Raw genomic sequence first — 18,268 nt, forward strand, 5'->3', positions numbered from 1 at the left:
TCAACCTCACCAGCAGTGCCGGAGCCGTCGAAGCGGGCCGCGAATTATGCGGACTTCCCGTGATTCGTCAAGTACTTCCGAAGAAGTCTTTTCAAACCACTTCAACTGTCGCGTCGGACTTGCCGACACCACCGAAGCGGGGCGCGAATTATGGGCATGACCCACACGTTTGTGAAGGGGTCGTGACAAATTTTTTGAGATTCGATGTCGCCAGAAAGCGCAAAGCCCGCTGTGGCGGGCTTTGCGCTTCGGAACTTCAGCCCACTAGCAGCCGGACGCGGGCGAAATTGCGCTTGCCGACCTGCAATACGCCTTCGAAGCCGGGCTGGAACTGCAGCTGCGGATCTTCCACCACCACGCCATCGACCTTGACCGCACGCTCCTTGAGCTTGCGACTGGCTTCGGAATTACTGGGCGTCACGCCGGCAGCGGTCAGCAATGCGCCGATCCGCAGGCCTTCGGCCGGGACGACGACATCCTGCAGCGGCAACAGCGAGGTATCGCCTTCGCCACGCACGACGGCATTCCAGCCGGCAACGGCCTGATCGGCCTGCGCGGCATCATGGAAGCGCGCGGCCAGCTCGCGCGCCAGACGCAACTTGACGTCGCGCGGATTCAAAGCGCCGGACTCGACCTCGGCGCGCAGCGTCTTGGCCTCTTCCACGCCGATCTCGAAGCTGAGCAGATCGATCCAGCGCCACATCAAGGTGTCGTCCACCTTCATGGTCTTGGTGACGATGTCGATGGCCGGCTCGCTGATGCCGATGTAATTGCCCAGCGACTTGGACATCTTGTTGACGCCGTCCAGGCCTTCCAACAGCGGCATGGTCAGCACTACTTGCGGCTTCTGGCCGAAGTGCTCCTGCAGGCCGCGGCCCATCAACAGATTGAACTTCTGGTCGGTGCCGCCCAGTTCGACATCGGCTTCCAGGGCGACCGAGTCGTAGCCCTGCACCAAGGGATACAGGAACTCGTGGATGGCGATGGACTGCTGGGCGGCGTAGCGCTTGGCGAAGTCGTCGCGCTCGAGCATGCGGGCCACGGTGTGCTGGCCGGCCAGACGGATCATGTCGGCCGCGCTCATCTTGCCGAACCACTCACTATTGAAGCGGACCTCGGTCTTGTCGCGGTCCAGCACCTTGAAGACCTGGTCTTCATAGGTCTTGGCATTGACCAGCACGTCCTCGCGGGTCAGCGGCTTGCGGGTGACGTTCTTGCCGGTCGGGTCGCCGATCATTCCGGTGAAGTCGCCGATCAGGAAGATCACCTGGTGCCCCAGGTCCTGGAACTGCCGCATCTTGTTGAGCAGCACGGTGTGGCCGATATGCAGGTCCGGTGCGGTCGGGTCGAAGCCGGCCTTGATCCGCAGCGGGCGGCCGAGCTGCAGGCGCTCTTCCAGTTCTTCGATCTTGAGGATTTCGTCGGCACCGCGGCCGATCAGTTGCAGTGCTTCTGCCTGTGACACGTGACTTCCCGAAAAAATGAACACGGCGGTGCCGTGATGACAAAGTTGAACACTCAGTTAAAGCCAGGTTAACGGCCCGCCGCATGAAAAAACCAATCGGCTCAAAGGTTTGACCTGTACTTATTGCCTGACTATGGTAGCCCGATTGGGCCTTCCACTTGGGCCCCAGGGTGAAGACATCGATGCAGACACACGGGGATGGCAGCCGCCGCAACAAGCAACGGTTCCGCGAACGACTGGACGTCCTTCGAGAGTCAGCACTCCATCAGCACGTCACCCGGCACCTGCCCAAGGGCAGCTGGACGCGCCGGCAATGGATCCACGCCTCGCTGTTCACCACCATCGGCATCATGGTGGCCACGATCGTGCCGGGCTTCTCCACCGCGATGAAGCCGGAGATCAAGCCGCTGGCCACCGTGCCGCTGGCGCTGCCGGACATGGAAGCCCACAAGCTGGTCGCCCGTCCCGGCGACAACTGGCAGTCGGTGAGCGTGCGCCCGGGCCAGACCCTGAGCGCGATCTTCGAAGACATGGGCGTGCCGGCCAACACCCTGCACCGCATCCTCGATAACAAGGATGCCGCGGCGGCGCTGCGTCGCCTGCATCCGGGCGATGAGATCGCCTTCGACCTGCCTGAAGGCGGATCGCTGCGCGCCCTGCGCTATGACCGCGACATGGCGACGCGGATCCAGCTCAACGTCACCGACGATTCGGTCGAAGAAAAGATCATCAAGCGCGACGTCAGCGTGCGCACCGCGGTGCTGAGCGGCAAGGTCGGCAATTCGCTCAACCGCGCCGCGCGCAAGGCCGGCCTGACCGCGGCCAACATCAATGCGCTGACCGACGACATCTTCAAATACGACATCGACTTCAACTCGGACCTGGAGCCGAACGACCGCTTCAGCGTGGTGGTCGAGCAGACCTGGCGCGAAGGCCAGCTGGTGGCCACCGGCCCGGTGCAGGCCGCGACCTTCACCGTGGACGGCAAGCTGCACTCGGGCTTCCGCTTCGCCCGGCCGGGCGGGCAGCCGGAATATTTCACCGCCAGCGGCAAGCCGCTGAAGAAGAGCTTCATCCGCATGCCGATCCCGTACGCGCGGCTGAGCTCGCGTTTCGGTGCGCGCAACCACCCGATCCTGGGCAAGATGCGCATGCACAAGGGCGTGGACTACGCCGCCGCGACCGGCACGCCGATCATGGCCGCCGGCGATGCGCGCGTGCAGTTCGTCGGCCAGCAGAACGGCTACGGCAACGTGGTGATCCTGGACCACGGCCAGGGCCGCACCACGCTGTACGGGCATATGTCGCGCTTCGCCAAGATCCATCGCGGCGACCGCATCGCCCAGGGCACGCTGATCGGCTACGTCGGCTCGACCGGCATGGCCACCGGCCCGCACCTGCATTACGAATTCCGTGTCAACGGCGTGCACCGCAACCCGCTGCAGGTCACCCTGCCGCCGCCCGAGCCGCTGGGCGGACCGGTGCTGGCGCAGTTCAAGACCCAGACCTCCAGCGCGCTGGCGCGCATCCGCACGGTGGAAAGTGCGATCTACGCCGATGCGGCGCCGGCCCCGGCCAGCACCAAGACCCTGGCCGAAGCCCTGGAAGCTTCGTCCGGGCGCAGCAAGCAGTGACGCCCCCGGCCGCGCCGCGTGCCGGCGGACCGCTGGCGCGCAAGCCGGCGCTGGGCGACCTGTACCTGGGGATGATCTCCGGCACCAGCGCCGATGGCATCGACGTGGCGCTGGTGCGCTTCGATCCCGAGCCGCAGCTGCTGATGGGCCGCACCTATCGCTGGGATGACGATCTGCGCACCCGCCTGATCGAGCTGGGCCAGGGCGGCGAAGCGACCTCGCTGGACGAGCTGGGCGAACTGGACGTCCAGGTCGCCCAGGCCTTCGCCCACGCCGCTGGCCGGCTGATCACCCAGTCTGGGCTGGACCGCGCGCAGGTGCGGGCGATCGGCTCGCACGGCCAGACCGTGCGCCACCGGCCCGATGGCACCTTTCCTTTCACCTGGCAGATGGGCGACGGCAACGTGATCGCCGAGCGCACGGGCATCCCGACCGTGGCCGACTTCCGTCGCCGCGATGTCGCTGCCGGCGGTCACGGCGCGCCGCTGATGCCGGCCTTCCATGCCGCGATGGTCCACAGCCCGGCCGAGGATCGCGCCGTGCTCAACCTGGGCGGCATCGGCAACCTGACCCTGCTGCCTGCGTCCGGCGCGGTGCGCGGCTTCGATACCGGCCCCGCCAATGCGCTGCTGGACGCCTGGTGCGAGCGGCATACCGGCATGGCCTTCGATGCGGGTGGTGCGTTCGCGGCCAGCGGCAAGATCGACACCAAGCTGCTGGACAAGCTGCTGGACGAGCCGTGGTTCGCCCTGGCGCCGCCCAAGAGCACCGGGCGCGAGCAGTTCCACCTGGCCTGGGTCGAAGCCAAGCTCGGCAAGTCCAAGGCCAAGCCGGCCGACGTGCAGGCCACATTGCTGGAGCTGAGCGCGGTCACCGTGGCCGATGCGTTGCGCGCGACCCAGCCCGACACCAAGCGGGTCATGGTCTGCGGCGGTGGCGTGCACAACCCGCTGCTGATGGAGCGCTTGGCGGTGCACCTGAGCGGGATGACGGTCGAATCGACCGAGGCCCACGGCATGCATCCGGACTATGTGGAAGCGATGGGCTTTGCCTGGCTTGCCCGTGAAACCCTCGCCGGCCGTCCCGGCAACCTGCCCAGCGTCAGCGGCGCCAAGGGCCTGCGCGTACTGGGCGCGCTGTATCCGGCCTGATCGGTCGGCGTGCGCGCCGGGCGATCAGGCCCAGTCGCGCAGCTTCGAGGTCTTGCCGACGCCGGGATTGAAAGCGTTGTGCGGATCGAGCTGGCGGAAGAAGTCCACCTGCGCGTCCGGTGCGTGATAGAGGTGGCCGACATTGTGCTCGGCCGGATAGCGCGCGCCGCGCGTATCCAGCACCTCCAGCATCGCCTCCTCCAGCGCGTGGCAATCGGTGCCCGGCTTGACGATGTAGTCCTGGTGCATCACGTGGCAGAAGAAATGCCCGTAATAGAGCTTGTGCAGCACTGGTGCATTCAGCTCCGCCGGCAGGCGTTCGAACCACTCGCGGTCGTTGCGGCGCAGCGCAATATCCAACGCGACGATGTCTTCGACTTCGCGCGGATGCACGGCGCGATAGCGCACCGCGGCGCCGGCGACGGCGAAGCGCAGCAGGAAGGCCTTGGCGCCCTCATCCGGCGTGCAGCCGAAATAGTCGCCATCGGCTTGCGCGAAGAAGGTTTTCAGGTACGCCGCCGCCTCGTCGATCCCCGCGCCTGACATCTTCAGCAGCAGGTGGTGCTCGTAGCGCTGGCGATAGTCGCGCATGCGCGCAGGCAGGTGATCGGGGAAGCGCTCGGACAGCCACTGCAGCGCGCGGTCGCTGAAATGCTTCGGGAAAATACCCAGCCGTTCCAGGAACGCATCGACGCGCGACTTGGCCGCGAAGAACGCCGGCAGGCGCCGCGTGCCCAGTTTCTGGATGGTGAGGAAGGTGTCCTTGCCGTAACGGTCGCCGATATCGAAGGCATCGCGATGCAGGTATTCGCCGGCCACGGGCAACGACTGGAACCCGGAAAGAACGTCGCGACGGATCCGGGTCAGTTCATCGGGATCGTTGCTGCCGATGTAGAACACCGCGGTCTTGTCGTGCTTGGGGAAGGTATCCAGGCGCACGGCGAACACCGCCAGATGCCCGGCCGAACCGGCGGCCTCGTGCAGGCGGCGCGTATCGGCGTTGAAGCGCGCGGGCGTATCGGCATCGACATCGCGCACGTGGGTGGCGTAGTCGTGATCCGAGGCGCAGCCACCGATACTGACATCGCTGGCGCGGTAATCGCCGCGATCGAGTTTGGCCAGCGCCACTTCCGGATCGTCGCCCAGGGCAATGCCGAGATGGTTGACCAGCTCCAGCGCGCCATCGGCGTTGATGCGCGCGAACAGCGCCATCTCGGTATACGCCGGCCCGCGATGGATCAGCGAGCCGCCGGAGTTGTTGCAGATGCCGCCCAGCACCGAGGCGCCCAGGCAGGACGAGCCGATCACCGAATGCGGCTCGCGCCCCAGCGGGGCCAGCAATTGCTCCAGCTGGTCGAGCGTCGCGCCGGGCAGGCACAGCACCTGGCGGCCTTCGTCGAGCAGCTGCACGTGGCGCATGCGCAGCGTGTTGATGAGTACCACCGGCCGGTCGTAATCGGCGCCATCGGGCGTCGAGCCGCCGGTCAGGCCGGTGTTGGCGGCCTGCATGATCACGATGACGTTGGCCGCCACGCAGGCGGCCAGCACGCGCCACTGTTCGACCAGCGAGCCCGGCCGCACCACCGCCAGCACCGGACCGCCGCCGAAGCGAAAGCCGCTGCGGAAGCGTCGCGTCGGCGCATCGCCGGTCAGCAGATGGCGCCGGCCGACCACGCCGCGCAGCGTCTCCAGCAGCATGGCGGAATCGAACGGCACGACAGGCGCGTGGCGCAGGACATTCATCGGCAGAACCGGGCAGCGGTGTCGCGCAGGATTATCGCCCCAGGTTGGCGTTGAGGTCCGGCTGCACGATCTCGATCCAGTAGCCGTCCGGATCCTTCACGAAGGCGACGTTTTTCATCTTGCCCTGCTCCGGGCGCTTCACGTACTCGACGCCATTGCTGTCGAACCACGCCACCGCCTTGACCAGGTCCGGCACGGCGAAACAGATGTGGCCGAAGCCCTGCGGCTGCGCGTTGCCGTTGTGGTACGCAAAATCGGCCTGGGTTTCGGTGCCCCAGTTGTGAGTGAACTCCAGGATGCCGCGCTGGGCGAAAGTCCAGCTGGTGCGCGCGCCGATCTCTTCGGGCACTTCATCGCGCGCATCGAGCTTGGCCAGGAAGAACAGCGAGAACTGCATCTCCGGGAAATCGAGCTTGCGCAGCAGGCTCATGCCGAACACATGCGTGTAGAAGGCCAGCGACACGGCCGGGTCCTTCACCCGCAGCATCGAATGGTTGAAGACGAAGCCGTCGGTGTCGGCGGTGGGCGGCTTGACGCCAGGCTGCTGTTCGGAGGTAAAGGTCATGGAGGCCTCGAGGATGTGCATGGAAGGGCGCTGCGATCACGCAGCGCCCGCGTGGGGAGGACGTGGCGCGAGGCGATCAGGAGAACTGGATGCCGCCGTCGATCATCACCGACTGGCCGGTCATGTAATCCGAATCCGGCGAGGCCAGGTAGGACACGAATTGTGCGACATCTTCCGGCACCGACACACGGCCCAGGGCGATGGCTTCGGAATACTTCTTGATCGCCTGGCCCTGCGGGATGCCTTCTTCCTTGGCCAGCTTCTCGTCGATCAGCTCCCACATGTCGGTGCCGACGATGCCGGGGCAATACGCGTTGACGGTGATCTTGTGCTTGGCCCATTCCATGGCCGCGGCCTGGGTCAGGCCACGCACGCCCCACTTGGACGCCGAGTACGGACCCAGTAGCGCGAACGGGCGATAGGCCACGATCGAGGCCGCGCCGATGATCTTGCCGCCACCGCCCTGCTTGATCATCTGCCGTGCGGCGGCCGTGTAGCAGAGGAAGGCGCCGCGCAGATTGACCGACATGATGCGGTCCCAGGTGTCCACGTCGACTTCCAGCAACGAGGTGACGTTGGCGATGCCGGCGTTGGCGATCATCACGTCCAGCTTGCCCAGGTCCTTGGCCACGGCGTCGACCATCGCGGCCACCTCACTTTCCTTCGAAACATCGGCCAGCGCGACGGTGCTGCGCACGCCCTTGGCGCGGACTTCTTCGGCGGTCTGTTCGGCAATGGCCTGGTTGGCCGGGATGTCGTTGATGGCCACGTCCAGGCCATCAGCGGCCAGGCGCAGCGCGATGGCCTTGCCGATGCCACGACCGGCACCGGTCACCAGGGCCACGCGATTGGAGGTTGCTGCACTCATTGGAACAATTCCTTGCTCAGCTACGGGGGAAAAGCGTCCGCTTCCCGCCAGGCAGGACACGGCTTGCAACATCGGGCTGCCATGGCCTGCGCACCGGGCGCAGGCCACCGGTGGCGGTTACACGGTGCGCGCCTGCATCTGCGCGGCGATGTATTCGGCCTGGCGGATAGCCAGGGTGACGATGGTCAGCGTCGGGTTTTCCTGCGCCGAGGTGGTGAACTGGCTGCCATCGGAGACGAACAGGTTCTTGATGTCGTGGCTCTGGCCGTGCGCGTTGACCACGCCGTCTTTCGGCTTGGCACTCATGCGGCAGGTGCCCAAGTTGTGCGTGGACGGATACGGCGGCGTGCGATAGGTGCGCGTGGCACCCGCGGCGGTATAGATCTTCTCGCCGGTCTTGAATGCGTGCTCGCGCATCGCCGCATCGTTGGGATGGTCGTCGTAATGCACGTTGGCGACCGGGATGCCCAGCTGGTCCTTGAGGTCGTTATTGATGGTCACGCGGTTGGTGGCGCGCGGCATGTCCTCGCCGACGATCCACATGCCAGCCATGTGCGCGTAGCTGTCCATGGCCTCGGTGAACTCAGCGCCCCAGCCGCCCGGATCGAAGAACGCGGCCATGAACGCCGGCCCGAGCGAGATGGTCTCCAGCTCGTAACCGCCGACGAAACCGCGCGAGGGATCGTGGCGCGCTTCGTCGCGCACGATGCCGGCCATCGTGGTGCCGCGGAACATGTGCACCGGCTCGGCGAACACGCCCCACACGCTGCCGGTGGTGTGGCGCATGTAGTTGCGGCCGACCTGGTCGGAGCTGTTGCCCAGGCCCGTATCAAAGGTGCTGGACGCCGAGTTCAACAGCAGGCGCGGGGTCTCGATGGAGTTGCCGGCGACCGCGACGATGCGCGCCTTCTGCCGCTGCTCCTTGCCGTCCTTGTCGAAATACACCACGGCGCTGACCTTGCCCTTGGCATCGTGCTCGATGCGCGAGACATGTGCGCCGCTGCGCAGCTCCAGGTGCCCGGTGGCGATGCCGCGCGGGATCTCGGTGTACAGCGTCGACCACTTGGCGCTGTAGCGGCAGCCCTGGAAACAGAAGCCGCGCTGCATGCAGTGCGTGCGGCCGTCGCGCACCACCGGATTGATCGCCATGCGGCCGGTGCTGCACTGGGTGTAGCCGGCCTTGGTCGCGCCGGCGTACATCGCCTTGAAGTTGTTGTTGCCCGGCAGGCCCGGCAGGCCCTCGGTGCGGGTGATGCCCATCTTCTGCTCGGCGCGGGTGTAGAACGGCGCCATCTCGTCCAGCGTCACCGGCCAGTCGAGCAGCTGCGCGTCCTTGAGTTCGCCATAGGTGCTGCGCGCGCGGAACTCATGTTCCTCGAAACGCAGGCTCGCGCCGGCCCAATGCACCGAGGTGCCGCCGACGGTCTTGCAGATCCACGCCGGCAGGTTCGGGAAGTCGCGCGCCACGCGCCAGTCGCCGGTGACGGTGCGCATGTCGGTCCACGCCAACTGCTGGAACGAGGGCCATTCGTCGGCGATGAAATCGCCCGGCTCGTGCAGGCCACCGGCCTCCAGCAGCACCACGTCCACGCCCTTCTGGGCCAGCTCGTTGGCCAGGGTGCCGCCGCCGGCACCGGAGCCGATGATCACCACCACGCTGTCATCGGTGGCGGCAAAGGTCTTCTTGTTGTCGTAATCGCCCATCGCGAGTGCTCCTGGATCTATGTCTGGGTGCGCGTGAAGTTCAGACCGTGGGGACCGGTCCGCTGGCACTGGCCGGTGGATCCGGCAACCAGGTCAGATCGTTGAAGCCATTGAAGATGTAGCCGGCATCGCCCTGTCCGCCGCCGTAGCCGAAGTACGCATAGGCCATGTCATTGCTGTAGAGCGACACCACCGCGGTGGCGCGCACCTTCTCGAAGAACGGCTTGCCGGCCAGCGCCTTGACCGTTTCCAGCTGCGCTTCGGGCGACTGGGTCAGCCAGCCGGCCTTGGTCAGTTCGGCCACGCCGTCGACGAGCAATTTTTTCACTGCCGGGTCTTTGGCCGCGGCGGCATCCAGGTCCTTGACCACCAGCGCATAGACCGCGTCTTCCAGGCCCTTGTGCGGATACAGATGGCGACTGAACACCAGCAGCGTCTTGCCCTGGATGTCGTCGAAGGCCTGCATCGGCAGCGCCCAGCTCTTGGTGGGCGACAGCAGCGCGATGGGCCCTGCGGCGAACAGCAACGTGCCGGCCAGCATGCCGCCGGTATTGCGCAGGAAACGGCGACGCGTGAGTTGAATGACGGACATCTGGCAACCCCTCCCGAGGTGATGTTCCATCGCGGCCGTGCGATCGCTGTGGCCGCGTCATGACAGGGCGGAAGCAGCGACGTTCCGCGATGCCGGCCAAGCTATGCCCCGCACCGCAGTAACGGGTAACAGTGACGTACTACAGCGACTTAGGTCGCATACGCCGACCTCACGGCCCGGTGCTAAGGTTCGGCCACGGCGGCGCAGCCTGCTGCGTTGCGGCATCGCGAGCACAGCGTCAGATCAAGCCAGGAGTTTTCGATGTGTCACGTCTATGCGTCGACGGAACCGTCGCGCTATGAAAGCACCACCCGTTCGGTCCGCCTGCAGGGCTATGTCACCAGCGTGCGGTTGGAAAACGAGTTCTGGGGCATCCTCGATCTGCTCGCCGCGGACCAGGCCATGACCACCGCGCGCTTCATCAGCAAGCTCTACGACGAAGTCACCGCCGACAAGGGCGACGTGCCCAATCTCGCCTCGATGCTACGGGTGGCCTGTGCGGTCTACCTGCATGGCCAGGCCGAACTGGCCAAGACGCCCGAGCCGGTGCGCGCCCGCGCCTGAACGGTCTTGCGTCCCCATCGCGCAGCGGCGCGAAGGGGATCTGCCGGTGTTAGAACTTCGCGCCCTGCGGCACTGCGCGCAACGCAGCGATGGCATCGGACAGCGCCGTGACTTCCGGGTCGCTGAATCCGCCGCGCACCTCGGCCTCCATCGCGAACAGGCCGTGTTCGATCAAGCGCGAGATGGTCTCGTCCACGCTCCAGCCGCGGGCGACCGACACGCGCTGGATGCGGTCGGTCAGGATCGGATCGAGGTCACGGATGAGCAGGTCGGTCATGGGCGTCGGGGGAGCCGGTCCGGGAGGCGGGTTCCTTGATACGACGCCACAGCCAGGCAAGCAAGCCCAGGGTCGGGATCACGGTCAGCGCGCTCAGGGTGAAGAATGCCGAATACGACGTGGCTTCCACGATATAGCCCGACACGCCGCCGACGAACTTGCCCGGCAGGTTGGCCAGCGACACCAGCAGCCCGTACTGGGTCGCGGTGAAATTGCGATCGGTCAGCGACGACATGAACGCCACCAGCACGGTGCCGGCAAAACCCTGCGAGAAGTTGTCCGCGCTCAACGCCGCGTAGAACGCCCACAGCTGGCCGGGATTGTTCGCCATCAGCAGGAACGCCAGGTTGGACAGCGCCACCGCCAGCGCCGCCACCAGCAGCATGCGGCGGAAGCCGAACGCGGCAATCGCCACGCCGCCGCCGAACGCGCCCAGGATGCTCATCCAGATACCGAACAGCTTGGACACGGTGGCGATGTCGGCCTTGGTGAAGCCCGAATCGAGGTAGAACGGCCCGGCCATCACCCCGATCACCTGGTCGGGGAACTTGAACAGCCCCACGAACAACAGCAGTCCCAGCGCCAGCTTCCAGCCGTTGGTGGTGAAGAAGCTCACGATCGGCTGCCAGAACGCGCCGAAGAAGTCGATCCGGCGCACCACCGTGGCCTCAGGCCGGGCCGGTTCGCGACTGAGCAGCGTGGTCACGATCGGCACCAGCATCAGCGCCGCCATGCAGAAGTAGGAGATCGTCCAGGTTTCGAACTGGGCCAGGTACAGCGCGCCGGCGCCGGCGACGATCAGGGCGATGCGATAACCCAGGATGTAGGTCGCGGCCAGCGCGGCCTGGGCGCTCTCCGGCGCGATCTCGATGCGATACGCATCCACTACCGAATCCTGCGTGGCCCCGGCGAAGGAGCCGATCAGCACCCAGGTCACCAGCCCGGCCACGCCCAGCTCCGGGCGCATGCTGCCCAGCGCGAACAGGCTCACCGCCACCAGCACCTGCGCGGCCAGCAACCACGAGCGCCGCCGACCCAGCCAGGCCAGGCCCGGCAGCGCGTAACGGTCGATCAACGGCGCCCAGACGAACTTGAGCAGGTAGAAGAAGCTCGCCAGGCTGATCAGGCCGATCTCGCCCAGCTGCAGGCCGACATCGCGCAGGCGCGTGGACAGGGTCTGCGAGGCGATCAGCAGGAACGGCAGGCCGCTGCCGAAGCCCAGCAGCGCCATCGTCAGCGCCGAAGGCGTGGCGAACGCGGCGCGGATGCCGCGCCAGCCTTTGTACGAGACCTTCTTCCGCTCCGCCGGCGCCTCGCTCATCCGGCGTAATCCACGACGAACGGCGCGTGGTCGGAGAAGCGCTGTTCGCGATAGATCGAGCACGCCTGCAGCCGCGCGCGCAGGCCCGGCGTCACCAGCTGGTAGTCGATCCGCCAACCCACGTTGTTGGCGCGCGCCGCGCCGCGGTTGCTCCACCAGGTGTAGTCCTCACCGCTGGGATGCAGTGCGCGGTAGGCATCGACCCAGCCGCGGCCGTTGGCCGGATCGGCGTCCTCGGCCACATCGGCGCATAGGCCGTTGAGCCAGTCGCGCTCGGGCGGCAGGCAGCCGGAGTTCTTCTGGTTGGATTTCCAGTTCTTGATGTCCAGCGACGAGCGCACGATGTTCCAGTCGCCGCACAGCACGTATTCGCGGCCGCTGGCCAGCCACTGGTCCAGGATCGGCTTGAGCCAGGCCATCGTGTCGAACTTGTAGCCCTGGCGGAGCTCGCCCGACGAGCCGGAGGGGATATAGAACGACACCACGCTCAAGTTGCCGAAGCGCGCCTCGATGTAACGGCCCTCCTCATCGAACTCCGGCCGGCCCAGCGCGGTGCGCACTTCGTCGGGTTCGCGCCTGGCGTAGATCGCCACGCCGCTGTAGCCCTTCTTGGTGCTGGCATCGCGGAAGTAGGCCTTGTAGCCGGCGGGCAGGAATTCGGGCCCGGCAAGTTGGTGCTCCTGGGCCTTGGTCTCCTGCACGCACAGCACGTCGGCGTCCTGGGCGATGAACCACGGAAAGAAACCCTTGGAGGCGGCCGAACGCAGGCCGTTGGCGTTGAAGCTGATGATGCGCATGGAGATCGACAGGTCTTGGAGCGGACAAGCGCCCAGCATACCGCCCGGGCCCACTTGCGCCGCCTGCTACCCTTTCCGTACCCCCACCCGCCCACAAGCCCTTGCCATGTCCGACTACCGCGCACGTTTCCTGCAGCTGGCCCTGCACGCCAATGCACTGCGCTTTGGTGAATTCACCCTCAAGTCCGGCCGCCTGAGTCCGTATTTCTTCAACGCCGGGCGCTTCGACAGTGGCAAGGCGATGGCCGAGCTGGCGGTCTGCTACGCCGATGCGATCGAAGCCTCGGGCGTGGAATTCGACCTGCTGTTCGGCCCGGCCTACAAGGGCATCCCGCTGGCCACGGCGCTGGGCGTGGAGTTCGCCCGCCGCGGCCGCGACCTGCCGCTGGCCTTCAACCGCAAGGAGGCCAAGGACCACGGCGAAGGCGGGACCCTGATCGGCGCGCCGCTGGACGACCGCCGGGTGCTGATCGTCGATGACGTGATCACCGCCGGCACCGCCATCCGCGAGGCGCTGGGCATGATCGCCACCGCTGGCGGCCGCCCGGCCGGGATCGTGGTGGCGCTGGATCGCCAGGAAATCCTGGGCGAAGGCGCGCAGCGCCAGTCGGCCGCCCAGCGCGTGTCCGAGGAGACCGGCGTGCCGGTCACCGCCGTGGCGACCCTGCATGACCTGCTTGCATTCGCCGGGGAAAACGCCGAACTTGTCGGCCACCGCGAGCAATTGCTGGCCTATCGGGCCCGCTACGGCTGCGCGGCGACCTAACCGGCAGCAGGGGGCTGTCCATGGCCGCATCGACCTTCAAATGGCTGCTCGTCCCGCTCGCCGCCGTGGCCCTGACCGCGACGGCGCAGGACGCGCCGAAAGCCAAAAAGCTCTATTGCTGGAATGACCCCAAGAGCGGGCGCACCTGCAGTGACGCCCTGCCCCCGGACCAGGTCAACGCCGCACGCGACGAATTCAGCGTCAACAGCGGTGCCCGCGTGGGCGCGGTCCATGCCGCCCAGACCGCCGAAGAACGCGCCGATGCCGCGGCCGCCGCGGCGCAGGCCCAGGCCGATCAGGCCGCTGCCGACACCCGCAAGCGCACCGAGCAGGCCATGCTGCTGTCCTACAACAGCGAGGACGATCTCAAGCGCGTGTTCACCGAGCGCACCGCACTGGTGGACAACAGCGTCGAGACCGCCCAGTACAACCTGAGCAGCATGCGCGATGCGCTGGTGACCAAGCTGCAACAGGCCGGCAATGCCGAACTGGCCGGTCGCCCGATCGATGCCAAACTCGCCGACGAGATCCGCCAGCGCCATGTCGAGCTGGTCCGCCAGCAAGGCCTGTTGACCGGCTTCCAGCAGCAGCGCGCGCAGTTGAGCGGTGAAGTGGAAGACACCCTGCAGCGCTATCGCGCCATGAAGACCGCCGCGCAATCGCCCAACGGCTGATCCTGCGCCGGCCAGCGCGCGTGCTGCGCGCCGGCCATATCCTCGCTTAGAACGTCAGCTTCAGATCCGGCGCCACAGCCTGGAGCTGGGTGCGGAAGTCATCGCGCACGCGATCCAGCGCGGCGCTGTTGTCCGCCTCGAAGCGCAGCACCAGCACCGGCGTGGTGTTGGACGCGCGCAGCAGGCCCCAACCGTCGTCCCAGTCCGCGCGCAGGCCATCGATGGTCGACAGGCGCGCGCCCTCGAACCGAGCCACCTCGACGAACTCCTGCACGATCGCGTGCGCCAGGCCGTCGGGCACCGGGACCTTGATCTCCGGCGTGGACACGCCGTTGGGCAGCGCATCGAGGATCTCGCTGGGCGTTTCATCGCGCAGCGCCAGGATCTCCAGCAGGCGCGCGGCGGCGTAGAGGCCGTCGTCGAAGCCGTACCAGCGCTCCATGAAGAAGAAATGCCCGCTCATCTCGCCGGCCAGCTCGGCGCCGGTCTCGCGCATCTTGCCCTTGATCAGCGAATGCCCGGTCTGCCACATCAGCGGCGTGCCGCCGTTGCGCAGGGTCCAGCCCTGCAGCTTGCCGGTGCACTTGACGTCGTAGATCACCATCGCGCCGGGGTTGCGCTCCAGCACGTCGGCAGCGAACAGCATCAGCAGGCGGTCGGCGAAGATGACCTTGCCTTCCTTGGTCACCACGCCCAGGCGGTCGCCATCGCCGTCGAAGGCCACGCCCAGATCCGCATCGAAACGCTTGACCGTCGAGGCCAGGTCCAGGAGGTTGTCCGGTTCGCTGGGATCGGGATGGTGGTTGGGGAAGGTGCCGTCGATGTCGCAATACAGCGGCACCACTTCGGCGCCGATGGCTTCCAGCAACTGGGGCCCGAGTTCGCCCGCCACGCCGTTGCCGGCATCGACCACGACCTTGAGCGGCCGCGCCAGCTGCACGTCGTCGGCGATCTTCTGGATGTAGTCCTCGGCGATCTCGCGGGTCTGCAGGTTGCCGCGCTCGGCGCTGTGCAGGCGCGACTCGCTGATGCGCGTGTAGAGGTCGGTGATGGTGGCGCCGGAGAGCGTCTCGCCGCCGACCACGATCTTGAAGCCGTTGTAGTCCGGCGGGTTGTGGCTGCCGGTCACCGCCACGCAGGTGCCGGTGCGCAGGTGGAAGGCGGCGAAATACGCCACCGGCGTGGGCACCATGCCGATATCGATCACATCGCGGCCGGCCTTGCGCAGGCCTTCGATCAGGCCGGCAGACATCTCCGGGCCGGACAGGCGGCCGTCGCGGGCCACGACCACTTCGGTCAGGCCCTGCTCGGCCATCACCGAGCCGATCGCCTGGCCGATCAGTTCGGCCACCGGCACGCTCAGGGTTTTGCCGACCACGCCGCGGATGTCATAGGCGCGGAAGATGCCCGGATCGACCGTCGTACTGCGGGCCGCGCGCGCGACCACGGCAGCCTCGGCGTTGCGCACCGGCGCGGGTTCGTCGGCGTCTTCACCGGTCACAGGCGACGGCGCAGCGACGGCGGCAGACGCAGTGGCAGGCGTGGCGCGCAGGGTCTGGCCCAGCGTCAGGCCGTCATCGACCACGTCTCCGCCGCCCTTGCGCGGCAGGGTCGGCATCTTCAGACGACCGATCGACAGCAGGCCGACCAGCACCGCCAGCACCACCAGCAGCACGGCCACGATCAGGCACGGCAGGAAGCCCAGGCCCAGCGGGCCCTCGGTGTTGTCGGGAACGCCCGCAACCACGCGCAAGCCGGTCTCGCCGACCGGGCGCGACAGCGCATCGGCCACGCTGGACAGCGAGGTCTCGCCGACCTCACGCAGGGTGTAGCCACCCTGGCGCAGGCCCAGGTAGGTGCCGGACACCTGCGCCTGGTCCATCGGACCGGTCAGCAGGCTTACCGGCAGGCGCACGAACAGCAGCCGCGACTGCACCGGCACCGCCATGCCCAGCCCGGACACCTTGCCATCGCGGACCGCGCGCACGACCGCGCCCTTGGCCTGCATGGCCGCTTCGAGCAGGGCCAGCTTGCTGTAGCCGAAGGTCGCCGCGTTGGCGTAAGGATCGGAGAGGTCGACCGAGAGCAGGTCGACGTTTTCCACTTCAGGCCAGCCGGCCTTGACCGCTGCGCCGACGGCCGCGGTGTCGTCGGCGGTGACAGCGGCCTGCATCGCCGGCTCGGCCACGCGCTTGTTGAGCTTGGCGATCTGGCCCTGGATGTTCTGTTGCAGGCCGGCGACGGCAGCGTCGCGGGCCTCGATCAGCGCATCACGCCGCGCGTCCTGGCTGTGCTGGACCCAGCCACCCCAGGCGAACCATGCGGCGATCACCACCAACAAGGCCGACAGCAACAGGATCTTCTGTGCCGAATCCTGCTTGCCTTTCCCCAGTTTCAATCCGGCCATGCGTGGTCTTGCCCCTGTCAGCGGACGCCCGTGTGGCCAAAGCCCCCCTCGCCACGCGCGCTTTCTATAAAAGTATCCACGATCTTCAACTGAACGCGTGCGATGGGCAACACCACCAGTTGCGCGACCCGGTCACCGGGCTGGATCACGAAGGCCTCGCTGCTGCGATTCCACAGGCTGATCAGCAGCGGCCCCTGGTAGTCGGCGTCGATCAGGCCGGTGCCGTTGCCGAGCACGATGCCGTGACGATGGCCCAGGCCCGAGCGCGGCAACACCACCGCGCACAGGTTGGGATCGGCGACGTGGATCGATATGCCGCTGGGCACCAGCGCCGACTCGCCCGCGCCCAAAGTCAGCGGAGTTTCCAGCGCCGCGCGCAGGTCCAGCCCGGCGGAGGACTCGGTGGCATAAGCCGGCAGCGGCCAGCTGTCGCCAAAGCGCGGGTCCAGCAGCTTCACTTCCAGTGGCAGGCTCATGCGCTCAGACGCTCCCCGATCAGTTGGACCAGCGCGTCGGCCAGTTCGGTCTTGGGCGCGGAGGGAAACTCGCGCTGCCCGTCTTTCCAGAACGCGGTCATCGCGTTGCTGTCGCTTTCGAAGCCGCCGCCGGGAATGCCGACGCGGTTGGCGATGATCATGTCCAGGCGCTTGGCGATGAGCTTGCCGCGCGCGTACTCGGCCACGTTCTCGGTCTCGGCAGCGAAGCCGACCACCAGCTTGAGCGGCTGCTCGGACACGGCCACCTCGGCCAGGATGTCCGGCGTGCGCACTAGGTCCAGCGCCAGCGATTCACTGGATTTCTTGATCTTGTTGGGCGCCGGCACGCGCGGGGTGTAGTCGGCCACCGCGGCCGCACCGATGTAGATATCGGCCGGGAACGCGCCGAACACGGCCGCGCGCATCTGCGCGGCCGAACGCACGTCCACACGGGTGACGCCCGGCGGGGTCTTCAGGTTCACCGGTCCGGCGACCAGGGTGACGGTGGCGCCGCGGCGGGCGGCGGCCTGGGCCACGGCAAAGCCCATCTTGCCGCTGCTGCGGTTGCCCAGGTACCGAACCGGGTCCAGGTCCTCATAGGTCGGGCCAGCGCTGACCACCACGTGCAGGCCGGCGAGCGGGCCATCCAATGGGATCGCGGCCTGCGCCTCGGCGGCCAGGGCCGCGACGATGGCATCCGGTTCGGACAGGCGCCCGGGGCCGGACTCGCCCTCGGCCAGCGGGCCGTCTTCCGGGCCGATCACCTGCACGCCGCGGGCGCGCAGCGTGGCCAGGTTGGCCTGGGTCGCGGCGTGCTTCCACATGATGTGGTTCATCGCCGGGCACACGGTGATCGGCGCGGTGGTGGCCAGCGCCAGCGTGGTCACCAGGTCGTCGGCCAGGCCGTGCGCCAAGTGGGCCAGCAGGTCGGCGGTGGCCGGGGCAATCACGACCCGGTCAGCCCAGCGCGCCAGCTCGATATGGCCCATCGAGGCTTCGGCGGCGCTGTCCCAAAGCGTGGTGCGGGTCGGCTGACCCGACAGCGCCTGGAAGCTGAGCGGGGTGACGAACTGCTGGGCGCCGGCGGTCATCGCGACCTGCACCTGCGCCCCGGCGTCGCGCAGACGGCGCACCAGTTCCAACGATTTGTAGGCGGCGATGCCACCCCCAACGCACAACAGGATGCGTTGTCCTTCCAGGGCCTGGGCCACGTCAGACATTTCCGAACCAAAACAGGGCGACAGCTTACCCGACGGGCCGGGAT

Annotated in this window: 17 protein-coding genes; 5 read left to right on the forward strand and 12 right to left on the reverse strand. The window is 67.2% G+C overall.

Annotated elements, in window-relative coordinates; genetic code table 11:
• Positions 1-256: 256 nt before the first annotated feature.
• Complete coding sequence (tyrS, locus tag BMZ17_RS17955) at positions 257-1,465, reverse strand: tyrosine--tRNA ligase (protein WP_093142446.1); 1,209 nt, start codon at positions 1,463-1,465, stop codon at positions 257-259.
• Positions 1,466-1,647: 182 nt separating this feature from the next.
• Between tyrS and BMZ17_RS17960 the strand changes: the two genes are divergently transcribed.
• Together BMZ17_RS17960 and BMZ17_RS17965 are read left to right on the forward strand one after the other, a co-directional pair.
• Positions 1,648-3,099, forward strand: a complete 1,452-nt coding sequence (locus tag BMZ17_RS17960) for a peptidoglycan DD-metalloendopeptidase family protein (RefSeq protein WP_093142451.1) — start codon at positions 1,648-1,650, stop codon at positions 3,097-3,099.
• A gap of 32 nt (positions 3,100-3,131) precedes the next feature.
• On the forward strand, positions 3,132-4,250 hold the full coding sequence (locus BMZ17_RS17965) for an anhydro-N-acetylmuramic acid kinase (protein WP_256371066.1): 1,119 nt from the start codon (positions 3,132-3,134) through the stop codon (positions 4,248-4,250).
• 24 nt (positions 4,251-4,274) lie between these two features.
• Here the strand turns inward: BMZ17_RS17965 and dld are convergent, their stop codons facing one another.
• The 5 genes from dld to BMZ17_RS17990 all read right to left on the reverse strand — a co-directional run bounded on the left by dld (position 4,275) and on the right by BMZ17_RS17990 (position 9,722).
• Entirely contained in the window at positions 4,275-5,993 is a 1,719-nt protein-coding gene (gene dld, locus BMZ17_RS17970; protein ID WP_093142456.1) for a D-lactate dehydrogenase, read from the reverse strand.
• Between the two features lie 31 nt (positions 5,994-6,024).
• A complete protein-coding gene (gloA, locus tag BMZ17_RS17975) occupies positions 6,025-6,558 on the reverse strand; it encodes a lactoylglutathione lyase (RefSeq protein WP_093143886.1) in 534 nt (177 codons plus the stop codon).
• A 76-nt stretch (positions 6,559-6,634) separates the two neighbouring features.
• A complete protein-coding gene (locus tag BMZ17_RS17980) occupies positions 6,635-7,426 on the reverse strand; it encodes an acetoin reductase (protein WP_093142461.1) in 792 nt (263 codons plus the stop codon).
• Positions 7,427-7,543: 117 nt separating this feature from the next.
• On the reverse strand, positions 7,544-9,130 hold the full coding sequence (locus BMZ17_RS17985) for a GMC family oxidoreductase (RefSeq protein ID WP_093142466.1): 1,587 nt from the start codon (positions 9,128-9,130) through the stop codon (positions 7,544-7,546).
• A 40-nt stretch (positions 9,131-9,170) separates the two neighbouring features.
• Entirely contained in the window at positions 9,171-9,722 is a 552-nt protein-coding gene (locus BMZ17_RS17990) for a hypothetical protein (RefSeq protein WP_093142470.1), read from the reverse strand.
• 261 nt (positions 9,723-9,983) lie between these two features.
• Here BMZ17_RS17990 and BMZ17_RS17995 point away from each other — a divergent pair, with 261 nt between their 5' ends.
• Positions 9,984-10,286, forward strand: coding sequence for a ribbon-helix-helix domain-containing protein (locus tag BMZ17_RS17995; RefSeq protein WP_093142474.1), 303 nt, complete (start codon positions 9,984-9,986; stop codon positions 10,284-10,286).
• Positions 10,287-10,335: 49 nt separating this feature from the next.
• Here BMZ17_RS17995 and BMZ17_RS18000 read toward each other — a convergent pair whose 3' ends face one another.
• Genes BMZ17_RS18000 through BMZ17_RS18010 form a run of 3 tightly spaced genes read right to left on the reverse strand, consistent with a single transcriptional unit; the run spans position 10,336 to position 12,681 of the window.
• Positions 10,336-10,563, reverse strand: a complete 228-nt coding sequence (locus BMZ17_RS18000; RefSeq protein WP_093142479.1) for a hypothetical protein — start codon at positions 10,561-10,563, stop codon at positions 10,336-10,338.
• Positions 10,541-11,884 (reverse strand): AmpG family muropeptide MFS transporter, encoded by a 1,344-nt coding sequence (locus tag BMZ17_RS18005; RefSeq protein WP_093142484.1) that lies wholly within the window; start codon positions 11,882-11,884, stop codon positions 10,541-10,543. The genes BMZ17_RS18000 and BMZ17_RS18005 overlap by 23 nt, the downstream gene beginning before the upstream one ends.
• A complete protein-coding gene (locus BMZ17_RS18010) occupies positions 11,881-12,681 on the reverse strand; it encodes an exodeoxyribonuclease III (RefSeq protein ID WP_093142489.1) in 801 nt (266 codons plus the stop codon). The genes BMZ17_RS18005 and BMZ17_RS18010 overlap by 4 nt, the downstream gene beginning before the upstream one ends.
• Before the next feature lie 106 nt (positions 12,682-12,787).
• On the opposite strand from BMZ17_RS18010, the gene pyrE reads away from it, so the two are divergent.
• Complete coding sequence (pyrE, locus tag BMZ17_RS18015) at positions 12,788-13,447, forward strand: orotate phosphoribosyltransferase (protein WP_093142494.1); 660 nt, start codon at positions 12,788-12,790, stop codon at positions 13,445-13,447.
• A gap of 20 nt (positions 13,448-13,467) precedes the next feature.
• Positions 13,468-14,121 (forward strand): hypothetical protein, encoded by a 654-nt coding sequence (locus BMZ17_RS18020; RefSeq protein WP_093142499.1) that lies wholly within the window; start codon positions 13,468-13,470, stop codon positions 14,119-14,121.
• Between the two features lie 46 nt (positions 14,122-14,167).
• Here the strand turns inward: BMZ17_RS18020 and BMZ17_RS21350 are convergent, their stop codons facing one another.
• The 3 genes from BMZ17_RS21350 to coaBC are packed head-to-tail and all read right to left on the reverse strand — an operon-like array spanning position 14,168 to position 18,224.
• Complete coding sequence (locus BMZ17_RS21350) at positions 14,168-16,528, reverse strand: phosphomannomutase/phosphoglucomutase (RefSeq protein WP_093142503.1); 2,361 nt, start codon at positions 16,526-16,528, stop codon at positions 14,168-14,170.
• Positions 16,529-16,545: 17 nt separating this feature from the next.
• Positions 16,546-17,004 carry a dUTP diphosphatase gene (gene dut, locus BMZ17_RS18030; protein ID WP_093142508.1) on the reverse strand — a complete coding sequence of 153 codons (459 nt, stop codon included), beginning with the start codon at positions 17,002-17,004 and terminating at the stop codon, positions 16,546-16,548.
• Positions 17,001-18,224, reverse strand: a complete 1,224-nt coding sequence (gene coaBC / locus BMZ17_RS18035; protein ID WP_093142512.1) for a bifunctional phosphopantothenoylcysteine decarboxylase/phosphopantothenate--cysteine ligase CoaBC — start codon at positions 18,222-18,224, stop codon at positions 17,001-17,003. Before coaBC ends, dut begins: the two co-directional genes overlap by 4 nt.
• Positions 18,225-18,268 lie beyond the last annotated feature (44 nt).

The sequence above is a fragment of the Pseudoxanthomonas sp. GM95 genome (assembly GCF_900109775.1).
GTDB lineage: Bacteria > Pseudomonadota > Gammaproteobacteria > Xanthomonadales > Xanthomonadaceae > Pseudoxanthomonas_A.